We start from the raw sequence: 17,766 nt of genomic DNA, 5'->3' as shown, positions 1-17,766 counted from the left end.
CATAGTTTGAAGCGATTTTCGAAGAATACTACTTTTCTATGCTTAGGTGAATGACTTGGTCGTAGTGTTTTAAGTCTTCTTTTGTGTAGTGGTGAATGACTTCAATGACTGTTTGAGGTAGGGAGAAGAGCAAGTCACTAATCTTTCTGCTATTTTCCGAGTCAAGATTGGCCTTGATTTCATCTGCTAAGATGAGTTGGCTATCGTGGTAGAGGGCACGAGCGATTTCAAGGCGTTGTTTCTCGCCACCAGATAGACTATCATTGCTGAGTGTTCGATTTTTCAAATGTTCTAATCCTGTTTTTTTGAGGATGTAAGTTAAACGTTCCTCCTTTTTATCCAGTCCCAGAAGGATATTGTCTTCCAGAGATAGCGTGTCAAAGTAATGGCTATCTTGGAGGATATAGGAACTAAAGCTTGTGATTTCTTGACGTGATAGGTTTTGACCAGCAAAGCTAATCTGTCCACTTGTCGGTGTCTCTTCTCCATGAACGATATTGAGCAGGGTTGTTTTACCAGAGCCACTTTCCCCGATAATGGCAATTTTTTCTCCTTGCTTGATGTGCATGGAAATCGGAGACAGGAGGTTATTCCCATCTTTTTCCAGGGAGATGGTGTTAAGCTGGATAGGGAAAATATTTTCTATGCTTCTAGGCGAGATGGAGTCAGACTGGTTCAGGAGTTTTTGGTATTTGTTGAGAAGAGTTCGATTCGCTTTTCGGGTGTTGGTAAAGTAAGCCAACTCTTGGAATTGATAGCCGATATTATGGGAAACTAGATAGATGGCCACAAAACTCGCAGCATCTAAATAATTATAGTAGGTCATAAAGCCACCGATGACGATAGGTGTGACAGAACAAAAGGCATCGATGCTATTGATCAAGAGACTGTTTAAAGTTCGTTGCTTTTCATAGTTGATTTCGGCATCTAGACTGGTTTGTAATTGCTTTTGATAGCGAGCAAAAAAGTAGTCTTGCCCCTGATAATGGCGAATTTGTTGGCTACCGCCAATAAAATTTGTCAAGCTTGTTAAGTAACTCTGGTTAACAGTGGACCGCTTTTCAGACAGTGAGTCCAAACGCTTTGATCCGATAGCACTGCAGAGTACAGGAAAGGAGTAGAAGAGAATGAAAATAAGACCCAAGTAAAAATTGGTCCATAGGGCATAGAGAATGGACACAGTGGTGAAACCAAGAGAAGAAATGATGATGACCGTTGGCTCAATATAGTTTTCTTCTAGTTGTTTGACGTCGTTTTCTAAATCGGACAAAATATCCTTTTCATCAATCTCATAACTGTTTAAAAATCGCTTGAAAATAGCACTCTTGATTCCATATTTGAAATCGGTAATCAAACGGGCATAGTAATAGCGTTTCCCAGCCAAACCTAGTAGGAGAATGAGATTACCAAGGATTCCTAGAATCAAAACTTTCCAAAGAAGGCCTAGTTCTTGATTGGTAAAACTAGCAACAATATTCTGAACAAGTGCTGGTGTGATAATCGCTTCCAGCCAAGTAATGGCAATAGAAAAGAAGTAAAGTACAAGGTGCTTCTTGGTAACAAATCTTTTCAGCATAAAGAGTTGACCTCCTTATCGATATACATGTAATCAGTTTTAAAGTTATTATACTCCTTTATCTCAAATACTTCATATAAAAATGTAATTTTTGGGGATATACAATTAAATGAAAATATCGTACTGACACAGATTAAAACAAAAAGCGAACAAAACAAAATTCGTTGTTTCGATTCGCTTTTTGTATTATTATCTAGATTTTTTTGTAGCTCTGATAACAATTAGTCTGAGCATGTACACTAATAGCTGATGGAATAAAATGTGTACTTTAGATTATTTCCAAGCGCCACTGGCATCTACATAGTAACCATCTGGTGTGTAGGTATTGTGAAGCATCTTACCTGATGAAGCAAGGTAGTACCAAGATCCGCTATCTTTTACCCAGCCTGTTGCCATAGAACCTGAGTTGTTTAGATAATACCAAGATCCACTATCTTTGATCCAACCTGTCGCCATAGAACCTGAGTCTTTTAGGTAATACCAAGAGTGATTATCATATAGCCAGTCACTAGCAATCATGGCTCCTGATGATTTAAAGGCATACCAGTTGCCACCCTGATAGAGCCAAGTTTGATTGAACATGACTCCGTTATCATTCATAAAGTACCAAGTTCCCTTGTCCTTAACCCAATCGTTCTGCACTAGTTGACCTTGTTTTTGATAGTACCAGCTTTCACTGTAATTCTTTTTTAGCCAGCTTTCTGCTTTTACAATCGGATAAAGTATTTTGAAGGCTCCTCCCCCTCTGTAGGAATGACTGATAACTCCTGGTTTTTGAAGTTTCAATTCTACATAGTCGTCTGCCCAAGCAAATACTTTTTGACCATTGACAGTCTCTGGTAAGGTAGCAGTGTAGGTCTTAGTTTGATAGTCCCATTTTGCATCAAGGTAGGTGTGTTGATCATTTGATTCGTCAATACGGAAGTAACCACTCTTTCCGCCATCATGATACACATCATCTACTACTTTAGTGGACCAGGTCTTTACTTCATTTCCGCTCTTGGCTTCTACCTTGATATCTCCTCTATAGCCATAAGGCACATAGAAATTCAGGTAACGCCCCTCTACCCCCATCATAGACTTGTCCTTTTCTTGACCTAGGAAATTGACAGTTTGATCTTGACCATTGAGACTGACCGTCCACTCGATTTTCTCGGTTTTTGGCAAATTCAAGACTTTGATATCTACTTCATGTCCATTGTCAAATCGAAGAATTTTGCCATCTTGATACTTAATCCCACCCTTGATAACCCATTCTTCTTCCAACTCGAAGGCCTTTCCTGAATGAGGGAAAGCCAGTAAGGCTAGACCAGCTAAAGACAAACCAAATAATGTGATTTTTTTTGATACTTTCATTTTCTTAACTCCTTATTTTTGAAATAAAACAAATTGACTGTTTTCTGGATAAATTGATACATGTTGCTCCTTGTTACTGCTGGATGCAGCTTCAAGGACTAGAGGATAAGAGTATTGATACAGTTCCTCTAAAGTGATTTTTCCGTTAGTATTGGTGTCTGCCATAGGCGAAATAATTTTATTTTGAAGTGAATCCCAACCGGAAAAGGATGTTTTATCGCTACCAATGGCTATCGTCCCATCTTCTCCACCATGACAGGTAAGGTAAAGATAGTTCACATCGCTTTCGCTAGAAGATTTAAATAGTTCTTGCATATTTGCAATAATCTCAGCTTTTGTTTTATCTGGGAAACGAACAACTTTACTAAAGTTTTGGTTACTAAAAAACTTTTACATAGTATTAACATCTTCAATAGGTACTGCTCTTGTTGATGTTTCACTTGTTTTTAGTGTTTTATACCACCAACGACCATTCGATTGAATCCAACTGCCATTAGAGTGGCTATAATCCTAGGGAAAGATAGATTCTTGTGCAGAAACTGGACTATTTACTGATAGTGATGTCACTAGGCTCAGTAAAGCAACTGATGACAATAAAATTTTTTTCATAATCATATTGTCCTTTCTGTTTTATTTTTGTATAATCATAATCATATCACAAATAAAAAAAACAGGTTTTATTTTTTGCAGAAATGGAAGAGGAATACTATGGAAAATTTTGGAGCAGTTTTAAAGGATATCCGTATTTCAAAAAATTTTCGTCTTAAAGATTTGGCTTGTGATAAGATTAGTGAGTCAACTATTTCTCGTTTCGAAAATGGGATTACAAAATTATCTATTGATCATTTTTACATGTTGTTAAATCGCCTGGGGATATCATTTTCGGAATTTGAAGAATTAGTTCATTGCTATTATTCCAAAAAAGAATGTTTTTTTGAAGAACTAGAACATGCTGTAAACTCTTCAGATATCATTTTGTTACAAGAACTAATAAAGAAAATAGAGCTAAAACAAAAGCAGGAAAAAAGTTTGTGCAATTATCACATAAAATTGATTGCTGAGCAACAGATCAACCGGCTTGCAAATCTTCCTTATAATGCCTCTAAATGTAATGAGCTAATCAAGTATTTGCTTTCTGTAGATACTTGGATGGAGTATGAACTGAAAATTTTCTATAATTCGGTGTTTTTTATGAATACTAAGACCATAAGCTTACTATATAGAGCGGTAATCAAGAAAACACGACATTTTTTAAAAACAGACATGGGAACATATAGAGTAATTCCTTTATATTTATTTAATTTAGAGTTATTATTAAAAAATAATTTGTTAGATAGCGCTCAATTTTTTATAGATGATTTAGAAAATTTACTGACCAGACAAGGATATTATTTTGAAAAGAATTATTTGCTTTTTTTAAAAGGTATTTATCTCATAAAAACGAATCAAGTAGAGTTAGGTAAAAAAGAATGTTCCAAAGCTATGAGAATATGTAAGGAATATAATGATAGTGTCACAATAGAGAAATTAAACAAGACCTTTAAATCAGATTTTATCATTTAATTGGTTAGAAGGATTCGTTTGTAAGATAAAGTTAGACAGAAAATGAAATAAAAGAAAAAGGATAGCCTCTCTGCGATGAGATGTTATCCTTTTTGATTTTAAAATTATTGCAAATTAACCTTGTTTCTCAAAATATAGTAGGTTCCGAGGTAAAAGATAGCTATGAATATGAGTTCTTCAACAATGGCTATACCTGCTCCCATATAGAAATGGTCATTAAGTCCTACAAGTGAATTGACATAGAAATTAGAACTAAGATTGAAGGAAAGTTCAATAAATCCAATGATGATTTGGATACCAATGTAGGCTGCAACAGCGAGTGCTGTACGGTATTCATTGAAAAGCTGTCCAATGGAAATAGCCAAGTAGATGCAGAGGATGCTGGAAATGGTATTTAGTAGGAAGGATATACCTGTAAGAAAGATCTGAGGGAGATGTGTTTCTACAAATGTAATCACATAAGAAAGAGTGATCCATTCTGAAGCCGTTATGGTCACAATAATAACAGCACTTAGAACTAGGATAGCAGTGCTAATCATCGACCAGATAAAGGCACCGACTAGTTTGGCTGTGATGATATGGTGTTCAGATACTGGAAGGGTCAAAGTCAGATAGCCTTGTCGGTCATAGACACTGCCTTTAAAGCGTTTAATGATTAAGAAAAGAGTTGAAATTCCAAGTGTAATCATCAAGCCACCAAAGACGAGGGCTAGAAAAGTAAGTAAAACAGGTTGGCTTTCTTTGACAGGCAGATTGTTATAGGTCTGTGCTTGTATCCCGATAAGGGCAGAAAGGACTAGCACAGCAGCGTAGAGGGCTAAATACCACTTGTTAACATTTTTAAATTCGTAGCGAATTAAATTCCAAAACATAAATAATCTCCTTTGCTTAAGCCTTAAATTCCTGACGGAAGAGTTGGTCAATGGATTCACCCGACTCATAGCGAATATCGTCTACATTGCCTTGACGAACGACTTTTCCGTCCTTAAGGAAGACAATTTCATCTAAGATTGGCTCGATATCAGAAATCAAGTGGGTAGAAATCAAAACGGTAGAAGTTGGGGAGTAGTTGTTGATAATGGTATTGAGGATATAATCACGGGCTGCTGGATCCACCCCACCAATGGGTTCGTCTAAAACGTAGAGGCGGGCATCACGGCTCATAACCAAAATTAGTTGGACCTTTTCCTTGTTACCTTTTGATAATTTCTTGAGACGACTATTTTCATCAATGCCCAGGTCTGCAAGTAGATGATGGGCGCGTTCAAGATTGAAATCTTTATAGAAGGTCTTGAAGTAGGTTAGGGCTTCTTTGACCTTCATTTGTTCATTGAGATAGGTCGTATCCGGCAAATAAGCTACGATGGCCTTGGTTGCTGGGCTTGGATCCATGTCGTTGATCAGGACACGTCCTTGATCTGGTTGTAAGAGGCCATTGATTAGTTTAATCAGGGTTGTTTTTCCTGAGCCGTTTGGGCCAAGGAGACCAACAATTTTTCCAGCTGGAATGTCAAGAGAAACATTTTCAAGGGCTGGGGTTGCTCCATAAGATTTGGATACATTTTCAAATGCTAGTAATGACATAGGCTTAAACTCCTTTAATATAATCGCCGACTACGCTTGGTAGTTCTTCTTTTTCATAGCCAAAATAGGTCATGGAGGAAACGAAGTGTTCCAATTCTTCTTCCGATAATTGTTTGCGCGATTGGGCGATTAGCTCCTTATCCTCAGTCACAAATCGTCCAGTTGTTCGCTTGCTGTAGACAAATCCTTCTCGTTCAAGGTCTGACAAGGCTCTTTGGATAGTGTTTGGATTGACACCCGCCTCGCTAGCCAGCTCTCGCACGGTTGGAAGTTGTTGATTGGGTTCCAGTGTATGGGAAACAATCTGAAGCTTGATTTTCTCCATAATCTGTAAATAGATAGGTTTTTTGTTGTCAAATGTCCAGGACATCTTGGTCTCCTTTCTTTTATCCTTTTTGTCTTAATTAAATAATACAACAAAACAAAAAACTTGTCAAGCAAAAAGAAGAATTGTTTTGGGAATTGTTTAAAAAATGGTATAATGAAAAGAAAACGATAAGGAGGGAAAGGATGCGTTGTCCAAAATGTGGGGCTACCAAGTCAAGTGTTATCGATAGTCGCCAAGCAGAAGAAGGGAACACTATTCGTAGAAGACGTGAGTGCGATGAATGCCAACACCGTTTTACAACCTACGAACGGGTAGAAGAAAGAACCTTAGTGGTTGTTAAAAAAGATGGCACACGGGAACAGTTCTCCAGAGATAAAATCTTTAATGGGATTATCCGCTCAGCCCAGAAACGTCCTGTGTCAAGTGATGAAATCAACATGGTAGTCAATCGTATCGAACAGAAACTCCGTGGTCGAAATGAAAATGAAATTCAAAGTGAGGACATTGGTTCACTCGTCATGGAGGAGTTGGCTGAACTGGACGAGATTACCTATGTACGTTTTGCCAGTGTCTATCGTAGTTTTAAGGATGTCAGTGAGCTAGAGAGCCTGCTCCAACAAATTACCCAGTCCTCTAAAAAGAAAAAGGAAAGATAAATGAAGCCAATTGACCGTTTTTCTTATCTAAAGAATAATCGGGTGTCGCAAGATACCTCATCTCTGGTACAGTGCTACCTCCCGATTATCGGTCAGGAGGCACTGAGCCTTTATCTTTATACGATTAGTTTTTGGGATAATGGCAGAAAGGAATACCTTTTTTCAAGCATTCTCAATCATCTCAACTTTGGGATGGACAGACTTTTAAAATCCTTGAAAATCCTATCTGCTTTCAATCTTTTGACCCTCTATCAAAAAGGGGATGTTTATCAGCTAGCTATCCATGCTCCTCTCTCGAGTCAGGACTTCTTGGTGCATCCTGTGTATCGTAGACTTTTGGAGAAAAAGATTGGCGATGCAGCTGTGGAGGATTTGAAAGTTGAAAGTGCTGATGGAGAAGAAATACCTGTCTCACTCAATCAAGTCTTTCCAGATTTGGCAGAGCTGGGAAGTCAAGAAGACCTTGGTCTCAAGAAGAAAGTGGCCAATGATTTTGACTTGGAACATTTTCGCCAGCTGATGGCTCGAGATGGACTTCGTTTTGCGGATGAGCAGTCCGATGTCTTAAACCTCTTTGCTATTGCCGAGGAGAAGAAATGGACTTGGTTTGAAACCTATCAATTGGCCAAGTCAACAGCTGTTTCTCAGGTTATTTCAACCAAACGCATGCGTGAAAAAATTGCTCAAAAACCAATTTCCTCTGACTTTAGTCTTAAGGAAACAACCATTATCAAAGAAGCCAAAAGTAAAACTGCCCTGCAGTTCTTGGCAGAAATCAAGCAAACACGCAAGGGAACCATTACCCAAACAGAAAGAGAACTCTTGCAACAGATTGCTGGCTTGGGCTTGCTGGACGAAGTCATCAATATCATTCTTTTATTGACCTTTAATAAGGTCGATTCGGCAAATATCAATGAGAAATATGCCATGAAGGTGGCCAATGACTATGCCTATCAAAAGATTCATTCGGCAGAAGAGGCAGTCTTGCGGATCCGTGAGCGTGGGCAGAAAAGTCAGGCTCAAAAAAGCAGTAAACCGAGTCCTGCCAAGTCCAATGTACCCAAGTGGAGCAATCCAGATTATAAGAATGAAACCAGCGAGGAAACTCGTCTGGAATTAGAACGTAAGAAACAAGAACTATTAGCTCGATTAGAAAAAGGAGGAGATTAGATGGAAAGTGTCGGAGACGTACTCAAACGTCAACCTAGCCGTTTTCATTATCAAGATTTGGTCCAGAAAATCATGAAAGATTCTGATGTTGCGGCTTTTATCCAGCAAGAATCCTTGACCCCAGAGGAATTAAATCGCAGTATCTCCAAGTTTAATCAGTACATCACCGAGCGTGACAAGTTTCTTCGTGGTGATACGGATTATATTGCCAAAGGCTACAAGCCGATTTTGGTTATGAATCATGGCTATGCGGATGTCTCATATGAAGAAACTCCTGAACTAATCGCAGCTGAAAAAGAAGCGGCTATTAAGAACCGCCTCAAGTTAATCAATCTGCCAGCTACTCTCAAGAAAGCTAGTTTAGCTCAAGTAGATTTGGATGATTTGGGGCGCTTGCCAGTTTTTGAAAAGCTATTAGCCTTCGTGGAGCAATATCCAGCTATTCAAAAAGGTCTTTACTTGTATGGAGACTTTGGTGTGGGTAAAAGTTTCATGGTGGCTGCCTTAGCCCATGATTTATCAGAAAAACGTGGTGTTTCATCCACTCTCCTCCACTATCCTAGCTTTGTCATTGATGTCAAAAATGCTATCGGTGATGGTAATGTCAAGACCTTGGTGGATGAGATTAAACTGTCTGAAGTCCTGATTTTAGATGACATTGGTGCCGAGCAATCAACAGCTTGGGTACGTGATGAAATCCTGCAAGTCATTCTTCAATATCGGATGCAGGAAAATTTACCGACCTTTTTCACCTCCAACTTCAACTTTGAAGAATTGGAGCAGCATTTTGCTAAAGGGAAACATGGAAATGACGAGACCTGGGAAGCCAGACGGGTCATGGAACGCATCCGTTATTTGGCTGAGGAGACTCGTTTAGAAGGAGTAAACCGTCGATGACAGAAACGATTAAACTGATGAAAGCTCATAAGTCTGTTCGAAGATTTAAGGAGCAAGCCCTTCCTCAGGAAGACTTGACTGAAATCCTGACTGCAGCCCAGATGGCCTCGTCTTGGAAGAATTTTCAATCCTACTCTGTTGTTGTGGTACGAAGTCAGGAAAAGAAAGATGCCTTGTATGAATTGGTACCTCAAGAAGCCATTCGCCAGTCAGCTGTTTTTCTTCTTTTTGTCGGAGATTTGAACCGAGCAGAAAAGGGAGCACGACTTCATACCGACATCTTCCAACCTCAAGGTGTAGAAGGTCTCTTGATTAGTTCAGTCGATGCGGCCCTTGCTGGTCAAAATGCCCTGCTGGCAGCTGAAAGTTTGGGCTATGGAGGTGTCATCATTGGTTTGGTACGGTACAAGTCAGAAGAAGTGGCAGAGCTTTTTAACCTGCCTGACTACACCTATCCTGTCTTTGGGATGGCACTAGGTTTACCAAATGAAGAGCATGAAGTCAAACCTCGCTTGCCATTGAATCAAGTGGTCTTTGAGGAAGAATACCAGGAACAAACAGTTGATGTGATTGAGGCTTATGACCGTGTACAGGCGGACTATGCTGGAGCACGTGCGACCACAAGCTGGAGTCAGCGCCTAGCAGAACAGTTTGGTCAAGCTGAACCAAGCTCAACTAGAAAAAATCTTGAACAGAAGAAGTTATTGTAGAAAGTGAGAAATTATGGCCCTACCAACTATTGCCATTGTAGGACGTCCCAATGTTGGGAAATCAACCCTATTTAATCGGATCGCTGGTGAGCGAATCTCCATTGTAGAGGATGTCGAAGGAGTGACACGTGACCGTATTTATGCAACGGGTGAGTGGCTCAATCGTTCGTTTAGCATGATTGATACAGGAGGAATCGATGATGTCGATGCTCCTTTCATGGAACAAATCAAGCACCAGGCAGAAATTGCCATGGAAGAAGCCGATGTTATCGTCTTTGTGGTGTCTGGTAAGGAAGGAATTACCGATGCAGACGAATACGTAGCCCGTAAGCTTTATAAGACCCACAAACCAGTTATCCTCGCGGTTAACAAGGTGGACAACCCAGAGATGCGAAATGATATCTATGATTTTTATGCCCTCGGTTTGGGTGAACCGCTGCCTATCTCATCTGTCCATGGTATCGGTACAGGGGATGTGCTAGACGCCATCGTAGAAAATCTTCCAAATGAATATGAAGAAGAAAATCCAGATGTGATTAAGTTTAGCCTAATTGGACGTCCCAATGTTGGAAAATCAAGCTTGATTAACGCTATTTTGGGCGAAGACCGTGTTATTGCCAGTCCTGTTGCTGGAACAACGCGTGACGCCATTGATACCCACTTTACAGATACAGATGGTCAAGAGTTTACCATGATTGATACGGCTGGTATGCGTAAATCTGGTAAGGTTTATGAAAATACCGAGAAATATTCTGTCATGCGTGCCATGCGTGCTATTGACCGTTCAGATGTTGTCTTGATGGTCATCAATGCGGAAGAGGGTATTCGTGAATACGATAAGCGTATCGCAGGATTTGCCCATGAAGCTGGTAAAGGGATGATTATCGTGGTCAATAAGTGGGATACACTTGAAAAAGACAACCATACTATGAAAAACTGGGAAGAAGATATCCGTGAGCAGTTCCAATACCTGCCTTACGCACCGATTATCTTTGTATCAGCTTTGACCAAGCAACGCCTCCACAAACTTCCTGAAATGATCAAGCAAATCAGCGAAAGTCAAAACACACGTATTCCATCAGCTGTCTTGAACGATGTGATTATGGATGCTATTGCTATCAACCCAACACCGACAGACAAAGGAAAACGCCTTAAGATTTTCTACGCGACCCAAGTGGCAACCAAACCACCAACCTTTGTCATCTTTGTCAATGAAGAAGAACTCATGCACTTTTCTTACCTACGTTTCTTGGAAAATCAAATCCGCAAGGCCTTTGTCTTTGAAGGAACACCAATCCATCTCATCGCAAGAAAGCGTAAATAAAGAAGTAGAATCTGGAATGACATTTCCAGATTTTTTTGATATAATAAAATAATAGAAAACGCTATCAAAAAGGAGGTGTCGATGAAACATTTGTTTAAATTGATAATCTTATTGCCCTGGTTTTACTTTTTCAACTGGATTGAAAAGGATAATAGAGAAAGTAAATTTTTCCCAATTTTTTACTATTTTTACTGGTTTTACATCCCCCTCTATGCTCTTTTTAGCCTTGCTTGGACAGTTATTTCAGTTCTGTTTTTCAATATCGTCTTGAGAAATTTGACAGATATCAAGTTATGGGGCATTTGGTTTCTTTTTATTCTGCTAGCTATTGGTCTGAATAGGTTAACTTATTTCTGTTTCAAAAAAATGCTTCGCTTGAGACGAGAACTAGGGAAGTCTAAAGCGGGGAGGCATTGATTTATATCGGTTTTTATTTGTAGGAGGTGGCTTATGAAGATTCCTCTCTTAACTTTGGCAAGGCATAAATTTGTTTATGTCTTGCTTACTTTGCTTTTTCTTGCTTTGGTTTATCGTGATGTTTTGATGACTTATTTCTTTTTTGATATTCATGCACCTGACCTAGCCAAATTTGATGGACAAGCAATTAAAAATGACTTATTAAAATCAGCATTAGATTTTCGTATTCTCCAGTTCAATCTAGGTTTTTATCAATCATTTATTATTCCAATCATCATTGTTTTGCTAGGTTTTCAATATATTGAGCTGAAAAATAAAGTTTTACGATTGAGTATTGGAAGAGAAGTGAGTTATCAAGGGTTAAAAAGAAAGTTGACTTTTCAACTTGCAAGTATCCCTTGTGTGATATATTTAGTGACTGTGCTGATAATTGCAATTTTAACTTATTTCTTTGGGACTTTTTCTCCTCTTGAATGGAATTCTCTATTTTCTGATGGGAGTAGTTTACAAAGGCTCCTAGATGGAGAGATAACAAGCTATTTGTTCTTTACTTGTGTCCTACTAATCGGTATTTTCATCAATGCAGTCTATTTTTTTAAAATAGTTGATTATTTAGGGAATGTGACTCGTTCGGCAATTGCCTATTTGATGTTTCTTTGGCTTGGTTCTATGATGCTCTATAGTATCTTGCCATACTATATGGTTCCTATGACGAGTTTGATGCAAGCTAGCTATGGGGATGTAAGTTTGATGAGACTCTTTACTCCTTATATCCTTTATATTGTCCCCTATATGGTACTTAAAAAATATGAAGATAATGTTTAAGAACTTTAACAATATTTGGCTAAAGAGAAAGATCGTTTTACTACTTCGTATAGTTCTGATGATGATTTTGATTAACTATCTATTGTCAATAGCGGTTCAAAAGCAGGATGTTTTTCTCTTTTTCAAGAGGGAATTGATTTCAATCTTTTCCTATAATGACTATTCTGAAGCGAATTTAGAAATCCCCAAACTCTTGTTAAATCTTTCGCTTTTCATGGTAGGATGGCTCTCTGTCATTTTACTTGAAACTGATTTGGCAGACCATTACCATCACTTGATCCGCTATCAATCAACCTCCTTTTTCGATTATACAAGGAAACGATTGGTTGTCATCTCTAAATTTTTTATTCAAGATTTATTTGTCTGGTTCCTTGGTTTACTTCCTCTAGGAATTCATTTCAAAACAGTCGCACTTTTCTTTTTACTTGCTCAGTTAATGATCTTGTACTTACTACTGTCTTATCTGATAGCACTTATTAGTGCGGGCGCTGGTTTTTCCTTTTTTCTCTATTTTTTAGCATTTGTGGGACAAGAATGGATGATGGATCATATTGTAACAGTGTATTTAGTACTCTTAAGTTTATTAGTTATGTTGATTGTTAGTCGCTTGGAAGAGAAATTTAAGAAAGGATAAACGATGAGACTTGAAATTATAAATGGACAGAAAATTTATGGGAAAAGACCTATTTTAAATGAGTTGAATCTGGTCTTTCAATCAGGAAATATTTATGGTCTTAAAGGTGATAATGGATCTGGTAAGACAGTTCTTTTAAAGATACTTGCTGGTTATATTAAGCTTGATAAAGGAAAAGTTCTTCAAGATGGGGAAGTCTACGGGATAAAAAATCATTATATTCAGGATGCAGGGGTTTTAATTGAAAAAGTCGAGTTTTTATCTCATTTATCCCTTAGAGAAAATTTGGAATTGTTAAGGTGTTTTTCATCTAAAGTTACGGAAAAAAGAATTGCCGATTGGATCCAATATTATGATTTACAGGAATTTGAAGACGTTGAGTACCGTCATTTATCCTTAGGAACGAAACAAAAAATGGCCTTGATTCAAGCCTTTATTGCCGAACCATCTATACTCTTTCTCGATGAACCTATGAATGCTTTAGATGAGAAGAGTGTGAGGTTAACCAAACAGGTCATTTTATCTTACCTGAAAAAAGAAAATAGTCTGGTTATCCTGACGTCACACATATCGGAAGATATTTCAGATCTTTGTACAGATGTATTAGTTGTCGAAAACGGACATATACAATATATAAAGGATATACAATCCTAGGAGGTAGCTTATGGCACATCTAAAATCATTTATTACACAATATTCTAAATTCTATATTGGTTTAGTTCTGCTGATCTGGCTGGCTTTCTTCTTTGTTCCTTGGGATAAACCAGTTCTGGGAATATCTATCAATCTCTTAATCATGCAGAAAGTTTTACTAGTTTTTGGAATTCTGTCGATTTTGATGGCCTTGCTGTCCAAGAAAGTCAGTCTCTTTGTTTTTGGATTGATCTGCTGTTTTTCTCTTTGGATAAATCTATTTATCCTATTTGCGATTTTGCCGATTTTTGTTGGCAATTAAATCATCATAAAAGTCAGAGAGGTTAGCTTGGAAACTAGCCTCTTTTTCCTTTTCAAAATGGGGATTCTTCCTTGAAAATAATCAGTAATTGTGCTAAAATTAAAAGAACATTCTAAAATATTCGGAATTTAAAGTAAGGAAAAACATGGCTAATATTTTAAAAACAATTATCGAAAATGATAAAGGAGAAATCCGTCGTCTGGAAAAGATGGCTGACAAGGTTTTCAAATACGAAGATCAAATGGCTGCTTTGACAGATGATCAACTAAAAGCAAAAACAGTTGAATTTAAAGAACGTTATCAAAATGGAGAATCACTGGATTCATTGCTTTATGAAGCATTTGCAGTTGTCCGTGAGGGTGCCAAACGTGTCCTAGGTCTCTTCCCATATAAGGTTCAGGTCATGGGGGGGATCGTTCTTCACCATGGTGACGTGCCAGAGATGCGTACAGGGGAAGGGAAAACCTTGACTGCGACCATGCCCGTATACCTCAATGCCCTTTCAGGCAAAGGGGTTCACGTAGTTACGGTAAATGAATATCTATCAGAACGTGACGCGACTGAGATGGGTGAATTGTACTCATGGCTTGGTTTGTCAGTAGGGATTAACTTGGCTGCCAAGTCTCCAATGGAGAAAAAAGAAGCCTATGAGTGTGATATTACTTACTCAACCAACTCAGAAATCGGATTTGACTACCTTCGTGATAACATGGTCGTTCGCGCTGAAAACATGGTACAACGCCCGCTCAACTATGCCTTGGTCGATGAGGTTGACTCAATCTTGATTGACGAGGCGCGTACACCATTGATTGTATCAGGTGCTAATGCAGTTGAAACCAGTCAGCTCTACCATATGGCAGACCACTATGTGAAATCTTTGGACAAAGACGACTACATCATCGATGTGCAGTCTAAGACTATTGGTTTGTCTGATTCAGGGATTGACAAGGCTGAAAGCTACTTCAAACTTGAAAACCTCTATGACATCGAAAACGTAGCTCTGACTCACTTTATCGATAACGCCCTTCGTGCCAACTACATTATGCTTCTCGATATTGACTACGTGGTGAGCGAAGAACAAGAAATCTTGATTGTCGACCAATTTACAGGTCGTACCATGGAAGGTCGTCGTTATTCTGATGGCTTGCACCAAGCTATTGAAGCCAAAGAAGGTGTGCCAATTCAGGATGAAACTAAGACATCTGCTTCTATCACTTACCAAAACCTTTTCCGTATGTACAAGAAATTGTCTGGTATGACGGGTACAGGTAAGACTGAGGAAGAAGAATTCCGTGAAATCTACAACATTCGTGTTATTCCAATCCCAACAAACCGTCCTGTTCAACGTATTGACCATTCAGACCTTCTTTATTCAAGTATCGAGGCTAAGTTTAAAGCGGTTGTCGAAGACGTTAAGGCTCGTTACCAAAAAGGTCAGCCTGTCTTGGTTGGTACAGTAGCGGTTGAAACAAGTGACTATATTTCTAAGAAATTGGTCGCAGCTGGTGTTCCTCACGAAGTCTTGAATGCCAAAAACCATTATAGAGAAGCCCAAATTATCATGAATGCTGGGCAACGAGGTGCCGTTACCATCGCAACCAACATGGCCGGTCGTGGTACCGACATCAAGCTTGGTGAAGGGGTTCGTGAACTTGGAGGACTTTGTGTGATTGGTACAGAGCGCCATGAAAGCCGTCGTATCGATAACCAGCTTCGTGGACGTTCAGGTCGTCAAGGAGACCCAGGTGAGTCACAATTCTACCTCTCTCTTGAAGATGACTTGATGAAACGTTTTGGTTCTGAACGCTTGAAGGGAATATTTGAACGTCTCAACATGTCTGAAGAGGCCATTGAGTCTCGTATGTTGACGCGTCAGGTTGAAGCAGCTCAGAAACGTGTCGAAGGAAATAACTACGATACTCGTAAACAAGTCCTTCAATACGATGATGTCATGCGTGAACAACGTGAGATTATCTACGCTCAACGTTACGATGTCATCACTGCAGACCGTGACTTGGCACCTGAAATTCAGGCTATGATCAAACGCACGATTGAACGTGTCGTTGATGGTCATGCGCGTGCCAAACAAGATGAAAAACTAGAAGCGATTTTGAACTTTGCTAAGTACAACTTGCTTCCAGAAGATTCTATTACGATGGAAGACTTGTCAGGCTTGTCTGATAAGGCCATCAAGGAAGAGCTCTTCCAACGTGCCTTGCAGGTTTACGATAGTCAGGTTTCAAAACTACGCGATGAAGAAGCAGTTAAAGAATTCCAAAAAGTCTTGATTCTACGAGTGGTAGATAACAAGTGGACAGATCATATCGATGCCCTCGATCAATTGCGTAACGCGGTTGGACTTCGTGGCTATGCTCAGAACAACCCTGTTGTTGAGTATCAGGCAGAAGGTTTCCGTATGTTTAATGACATGATTGGTTCGATTGAGTTTGATGTGACACGTTTGATGATGAAAGCACAAATTCATGAACAAGAAAGACCACAGGCAGAACGCCATATCAGTACAACAGCGACTCGTAATATTGCTGCCCACCAAGCAAGTATGCCAGAAGATTTGGATTTGAGCCAGATTGGACGCAATGAACTTTGCCCATGTGGTTCTGGTAAGAAGTTTAAAAACTGTCACGGTAAAAGACAATAAAATGAGATAGTTTAGAGGCGGATACCTTGTGAAAAGTAAATTTTTACTTGGTATCCGTTTGCTTTATAAGGAGATGAGTTATGGTATTTACAGCAAAAAGTCCTAAAATCAATATTGAAGAAGTTCGTGCCTTGTCAAAATTAGAAGGTCGGGCTTTGGAGAGAAAATCACAGCGTGATCAAGAGCTAGAAGCCATTATACGTGGAGAAGACCAACGAATTCTCTTGGTAATCGGGCCATGCTCATCTGACAATGAAGAAGCTGTCCTTGAATACGCTAAGCGTTTGGCGGTTCTACAAGAAGAAGTGGCAGACCGTATCTTTATGGTTATGCGTGTTTATACAGCCAAACCCCGTACCAACGGAGATGGCTATAAGGGTTTGATTCACCAGCCTAACGCGACAGAAGCCCCTAGCCTCATCAACGGAATCAAAGTCGTGCGCCATCTTCACTATCGTGTCATCACAGAAACAGGGATGACAACTGCTGATGAAATGCTTTATCCTGAAAATCTGCCGCTAGTAGATGATTTGATTTCTTACATGGCAGTTGGTGCCCGTTCAGTTGAAGACCAGCAACACCGCTTTGTGGCCAGTGGGGCAGGATTTTCTACTGGTTTTAAAAATCCAACCTCTGGAAATCTCAATGTCATGTTTAATGGGATTTATGCTGCTCAAAACAAACAAAGTTTCCTTTTCCTAGGAAAAGAAGTGGAAACAACTGGGAACCCGCTTTCGCACGCCATTCTTCGTGGTGCTCTTAATGAGTATGGAAAAAATATTCCCAACTACTATTATGACAATTTAATTGACACCATTGCCCAGTATGAGAAAATGGGCTTGGAAAATCCCTTTATCATCATTGATACCAATCATGACAATTCTGGCAAGCAGTATATGGAACAGATCCGAATTGTCCGCCAGACCTTGATTAACCGTGCTTGGAATGAAAAAATCAAGCAGTTCGTTCGTGGTTTTATGATTGAGTCTTATCTGGAAGATGGTCGACAAAATGAGCCAGAAGTATTTGGCAAATCTATCACAGACCCTTGCCTGGGTTGGGATAACACAGAAGCTCTTGTCAGAGAAATTTACAAAACGTTAGGAGAATAA

Annotated in this window: 19 protein-coding genes; 13 read left to right on the top strand and 6 right to left on the bottom strand. The window is 39.2% G+C overall.

The genetic code is table 11. The features are described from left to right. Positions 1-28: 28 nt before the first annotated feature. From HW098_RS07195 to HW098_RS10570, 3 genes are all read right to left on the bottom strand, one after another. Positions 29-1,576, bottom strand: a complete 1,548-nt coding sequence (locus HW098_RS07195; protein WP_176139675.1) for an ABC transporter ATP-binding protein — start codon at positions 1,574-1,576, stop codon at positions 29-31. A gap of 273 nt (positions 1,577-1,849) precedes the next feature. Beyond that, positions 1,850-2,932 carry an N-acetylmuramoyl-L-alanine amidase family protein gene (locus tag HW098_RS07190; RefSeq protein ID WP_173213029.1) on the bottom strand — a complete coding sequence of 361 codons (1,083 nt, stop codon included), beginning with the start codon at positions 2,930-2,932 and terminating at the stop codon, positions 1,850-1,852. A 12-nt stretch (positions 2,933-2,944) separates the two neighbouring features. After that, positions 2,945-3,247 carry a hypothetical protein gene (locus HW098_RS10570; RefSeq protein ID WP_240149470.1) on the bottom strand — a complete coding sequence of 101 codons (303 nt, stop codon included), beginning with the start codon at positions 3,245-3,247 and terminating at the stop codon, positions 2,945-2,947. 393 nt (positions 3,248-3,640) lie between these two features. Here HW098_RS10570 and HW098_RS07180 point away from each other — a divergent pair, with 393 nt between their 5' ends. After that, positions 3,641-4,495, top strand: coding sequence for an Rgg/GadR/MutR family transcriptional regulator (locus HW098_RS07180; RefSeq protein ID WP_175880596.1), 855 nt, complete (start codon positions 3,641-3,643; stop codon positions 4,493-4,495). Positions 4,496-4,599: 104 nt separating this feature from the next. On the opposite strand, the gene HW098_RS07175 is transcribed toward HW098_RS07180, so the two are convergent. Genes HW098_RS07175 through HW098_RS07165 form a run of 3 tightly spaced genes read right to left on the bottom strand, consistent with a single transcriptional unit; the run spans position 4,600 to position 6,449 of the window. Continuing rightward, positions 4,600-5,367 carry a hypothetical protein gene (locus HW098_RS07175; protein ID WP_176139674.1) on the bottom strand — a complete coding sequence of 256 codons (768 nt, stop codon included), beginning with the start codon at positions 5,365-5,367 and terminating at the stop codon, positions 4,600-4,602. 16 nt (positions 5,368-5,383) lie between these two features. After that, positions 5,384-6,079 (bottom strand): ABC transporter ATP-binding protein, encoded by a 696-nt coding sequence (locus HW098_RS07170; RefSeq protein ID WP_004256110.1) that lies wholly within the window; start codon positions 6,077-6,079, stop codon positions 5,384-5,386. A 4-nt stretch (positions 6,080-6,083) separates the two neighbouring features. Beyond that, positions 6,084-6,449, bottom strand: coding sequence for a GntR family transcriptional regulator (locus HW098_RS07165; protein ID WP_176139673.1), 366 nt, complete (start codon positions 6,447-6,449; stop codon positions 6,084-6,086). 140 nt (positions 6,450-6,589) lie between these two features. On the opposite strand from HW098_RS07165, the gene nrdR reads away from it, so the two are divergent. From nrdR to HW098_RS07110, 12 genes are all read left to right on the top strand, one after another. Continuing rightward, positions 6,590-7,063: a transcriptional regulator NrdR gene (gene nrdR / locus HW098_RS07160; protein ID WP_001203672.1), complete on the top strand. Its 474-nt coding sequence runs from the start codon at positions 6,590-6,592 to the stop codon at positions 7,061-7,063. Further along, the gene (locus tag HW098_RS07155; RefSeq protein WP_176139672.1) at positions 7,064-8,233 is read left to right on the top strand and encodes a replication initiation and membrane attachment family protein; all 1,170 of its coding nucleotides are present in this window, start codon (positions 7,064-7,066) and stop codon (positions 8,231-8,233) included. It begins immediately after the preceding gene. Continuing rightward, positions 8,234-9,130 (top strand): primosomal protein DnaI, encoded by an 897-nt coding sequence (gene dnaI / locus HW098_RS07150; RefSeq protein WP_054367327.1) that lies wholly within the window; start codon positions 8,234-8,236, stop codon positions 9,128-9,130. Further along, the gene (locus HW098_RS07145; protein ID WP_000140815.1) at positions 9,127-9,840 is read left to right on the top strand and encodes an NADPH-dependent oxidoreductase; all 714 of its coding nucleotides are present in this window, start codon (positions 9,127-9,129) and stop codon (positions 9,838-9,840) included. Before dnaI ends, HW098_RS07145 begins: the two co-directional genes overlap by 4 nt. Before the next feature lie 13 nt (positions 9,841-9,853). Beyond that, positions 9,854-11,164: a ribosome biogenesis GTPase Der gene (gene der, locus HW098_RS07140; RefSeq protein ID WP_001207696.1), complete on the top strand. Its 1,311-nt coding sequence runs from the start codon at positions 9,854-9,856 to the stop codon at positions 11,162-11,164. Positions 11,165-11,245: 81 nt separating this feature from the next. Then, the gene (locus HW098_RS10565) at positions 11,246-11,581 is read left to right on the top strand and encodes a hypothetical protein (protein WP_240149469.1); all 336 of its coding nucleotides are present in this window, start codon (positions 11,246-11,248) and stop codon (positions 11,579-11,581) included. Positions 11,582-11,614: 33 nt separating this feature from the next. Continuing rightward, positions 11,615-12,406, top strand: a complete 792-nt coding sequence (locus tag HW098_RS07135; RefSeq protein ID WP_000701267.1) for a hypothetical protein — start codon at positions 11,615-11,617, stop codon at positions 12,404-12,406. Continuing rightward, positions 12,399-13,040, top strand: coding sequence for a hypothetical protein (locus HW098_RS07130; RefSeq protein WP_000475785.1), 642 nt, complete (start codon positions 12,399-12,401; stop codon positions 13,038-13,040). The genes HW098_RS07135 and HW098_RS07130 overlap by 8 nt, the downstream gene beginning before the upstream one ends. A 3-nt stretch (positions 13,041-13,043) precedes the next feature. After that, positions 13,044-13,694 carry an ABC transporter ATP-binding protein gene (locus HW098_RS07125; RefSeq protein WP_001235271.1) on the top strand — a complete coding sequence of 217 codons (651 nt, stop codon included), beginning with the start codon at positions 13,044-13,046 and terminating at the stop codon, positions 13,692-13,694. Between the two features lie 10 nt (positions 13,695-13,704). Continuing rightward, complete coding sequence (locus tag HW098_RS07120) at positions 13,705-13,995, top strand: hypothetical protein (RefSeq protein WP_173213015.1); 291 nt, start codon at positions 13,705-13,707, stop codon at positions 13,993-13,995. Positions 13,996-14,140: 145 nt separating this feature from the next. Then, positions 14,141-16,654 (top strand): preprotein translocase subunit SecA, encoded by a 2,514-nt coding sequence (gene secA, locus HW098_RS07115; protein WP_173213013.1) that lies wholly within the window; start codon positions 14,141-14,143, stop codon positions 16,652-16,654. Between the two features lie 80 nt (positions 16,655-16,734). After that, on the top strand, positions 16,735-17,766 hold the full coding sequence (locus tag HW098_RS07110) for a 3-deoxy-7-phosphoheptulonate synthase (protein ID WP_176139671.1): 1,032 nt from the start codon (positions 16,735-16,737) through the stop codon (positions 17,764-17,766).

Origin of the sequence: Streptococcus sp. 1453 (assembly GCF_013276955.1) — a bacterium.
GTDB lineage: Bacteria > Bacillota > Bacilli > Lactobacillales > Streptococcaceae > Streptococcus.
This window is presented reverse-complemented; position numbering and strand designations above follow the sequence as displayed.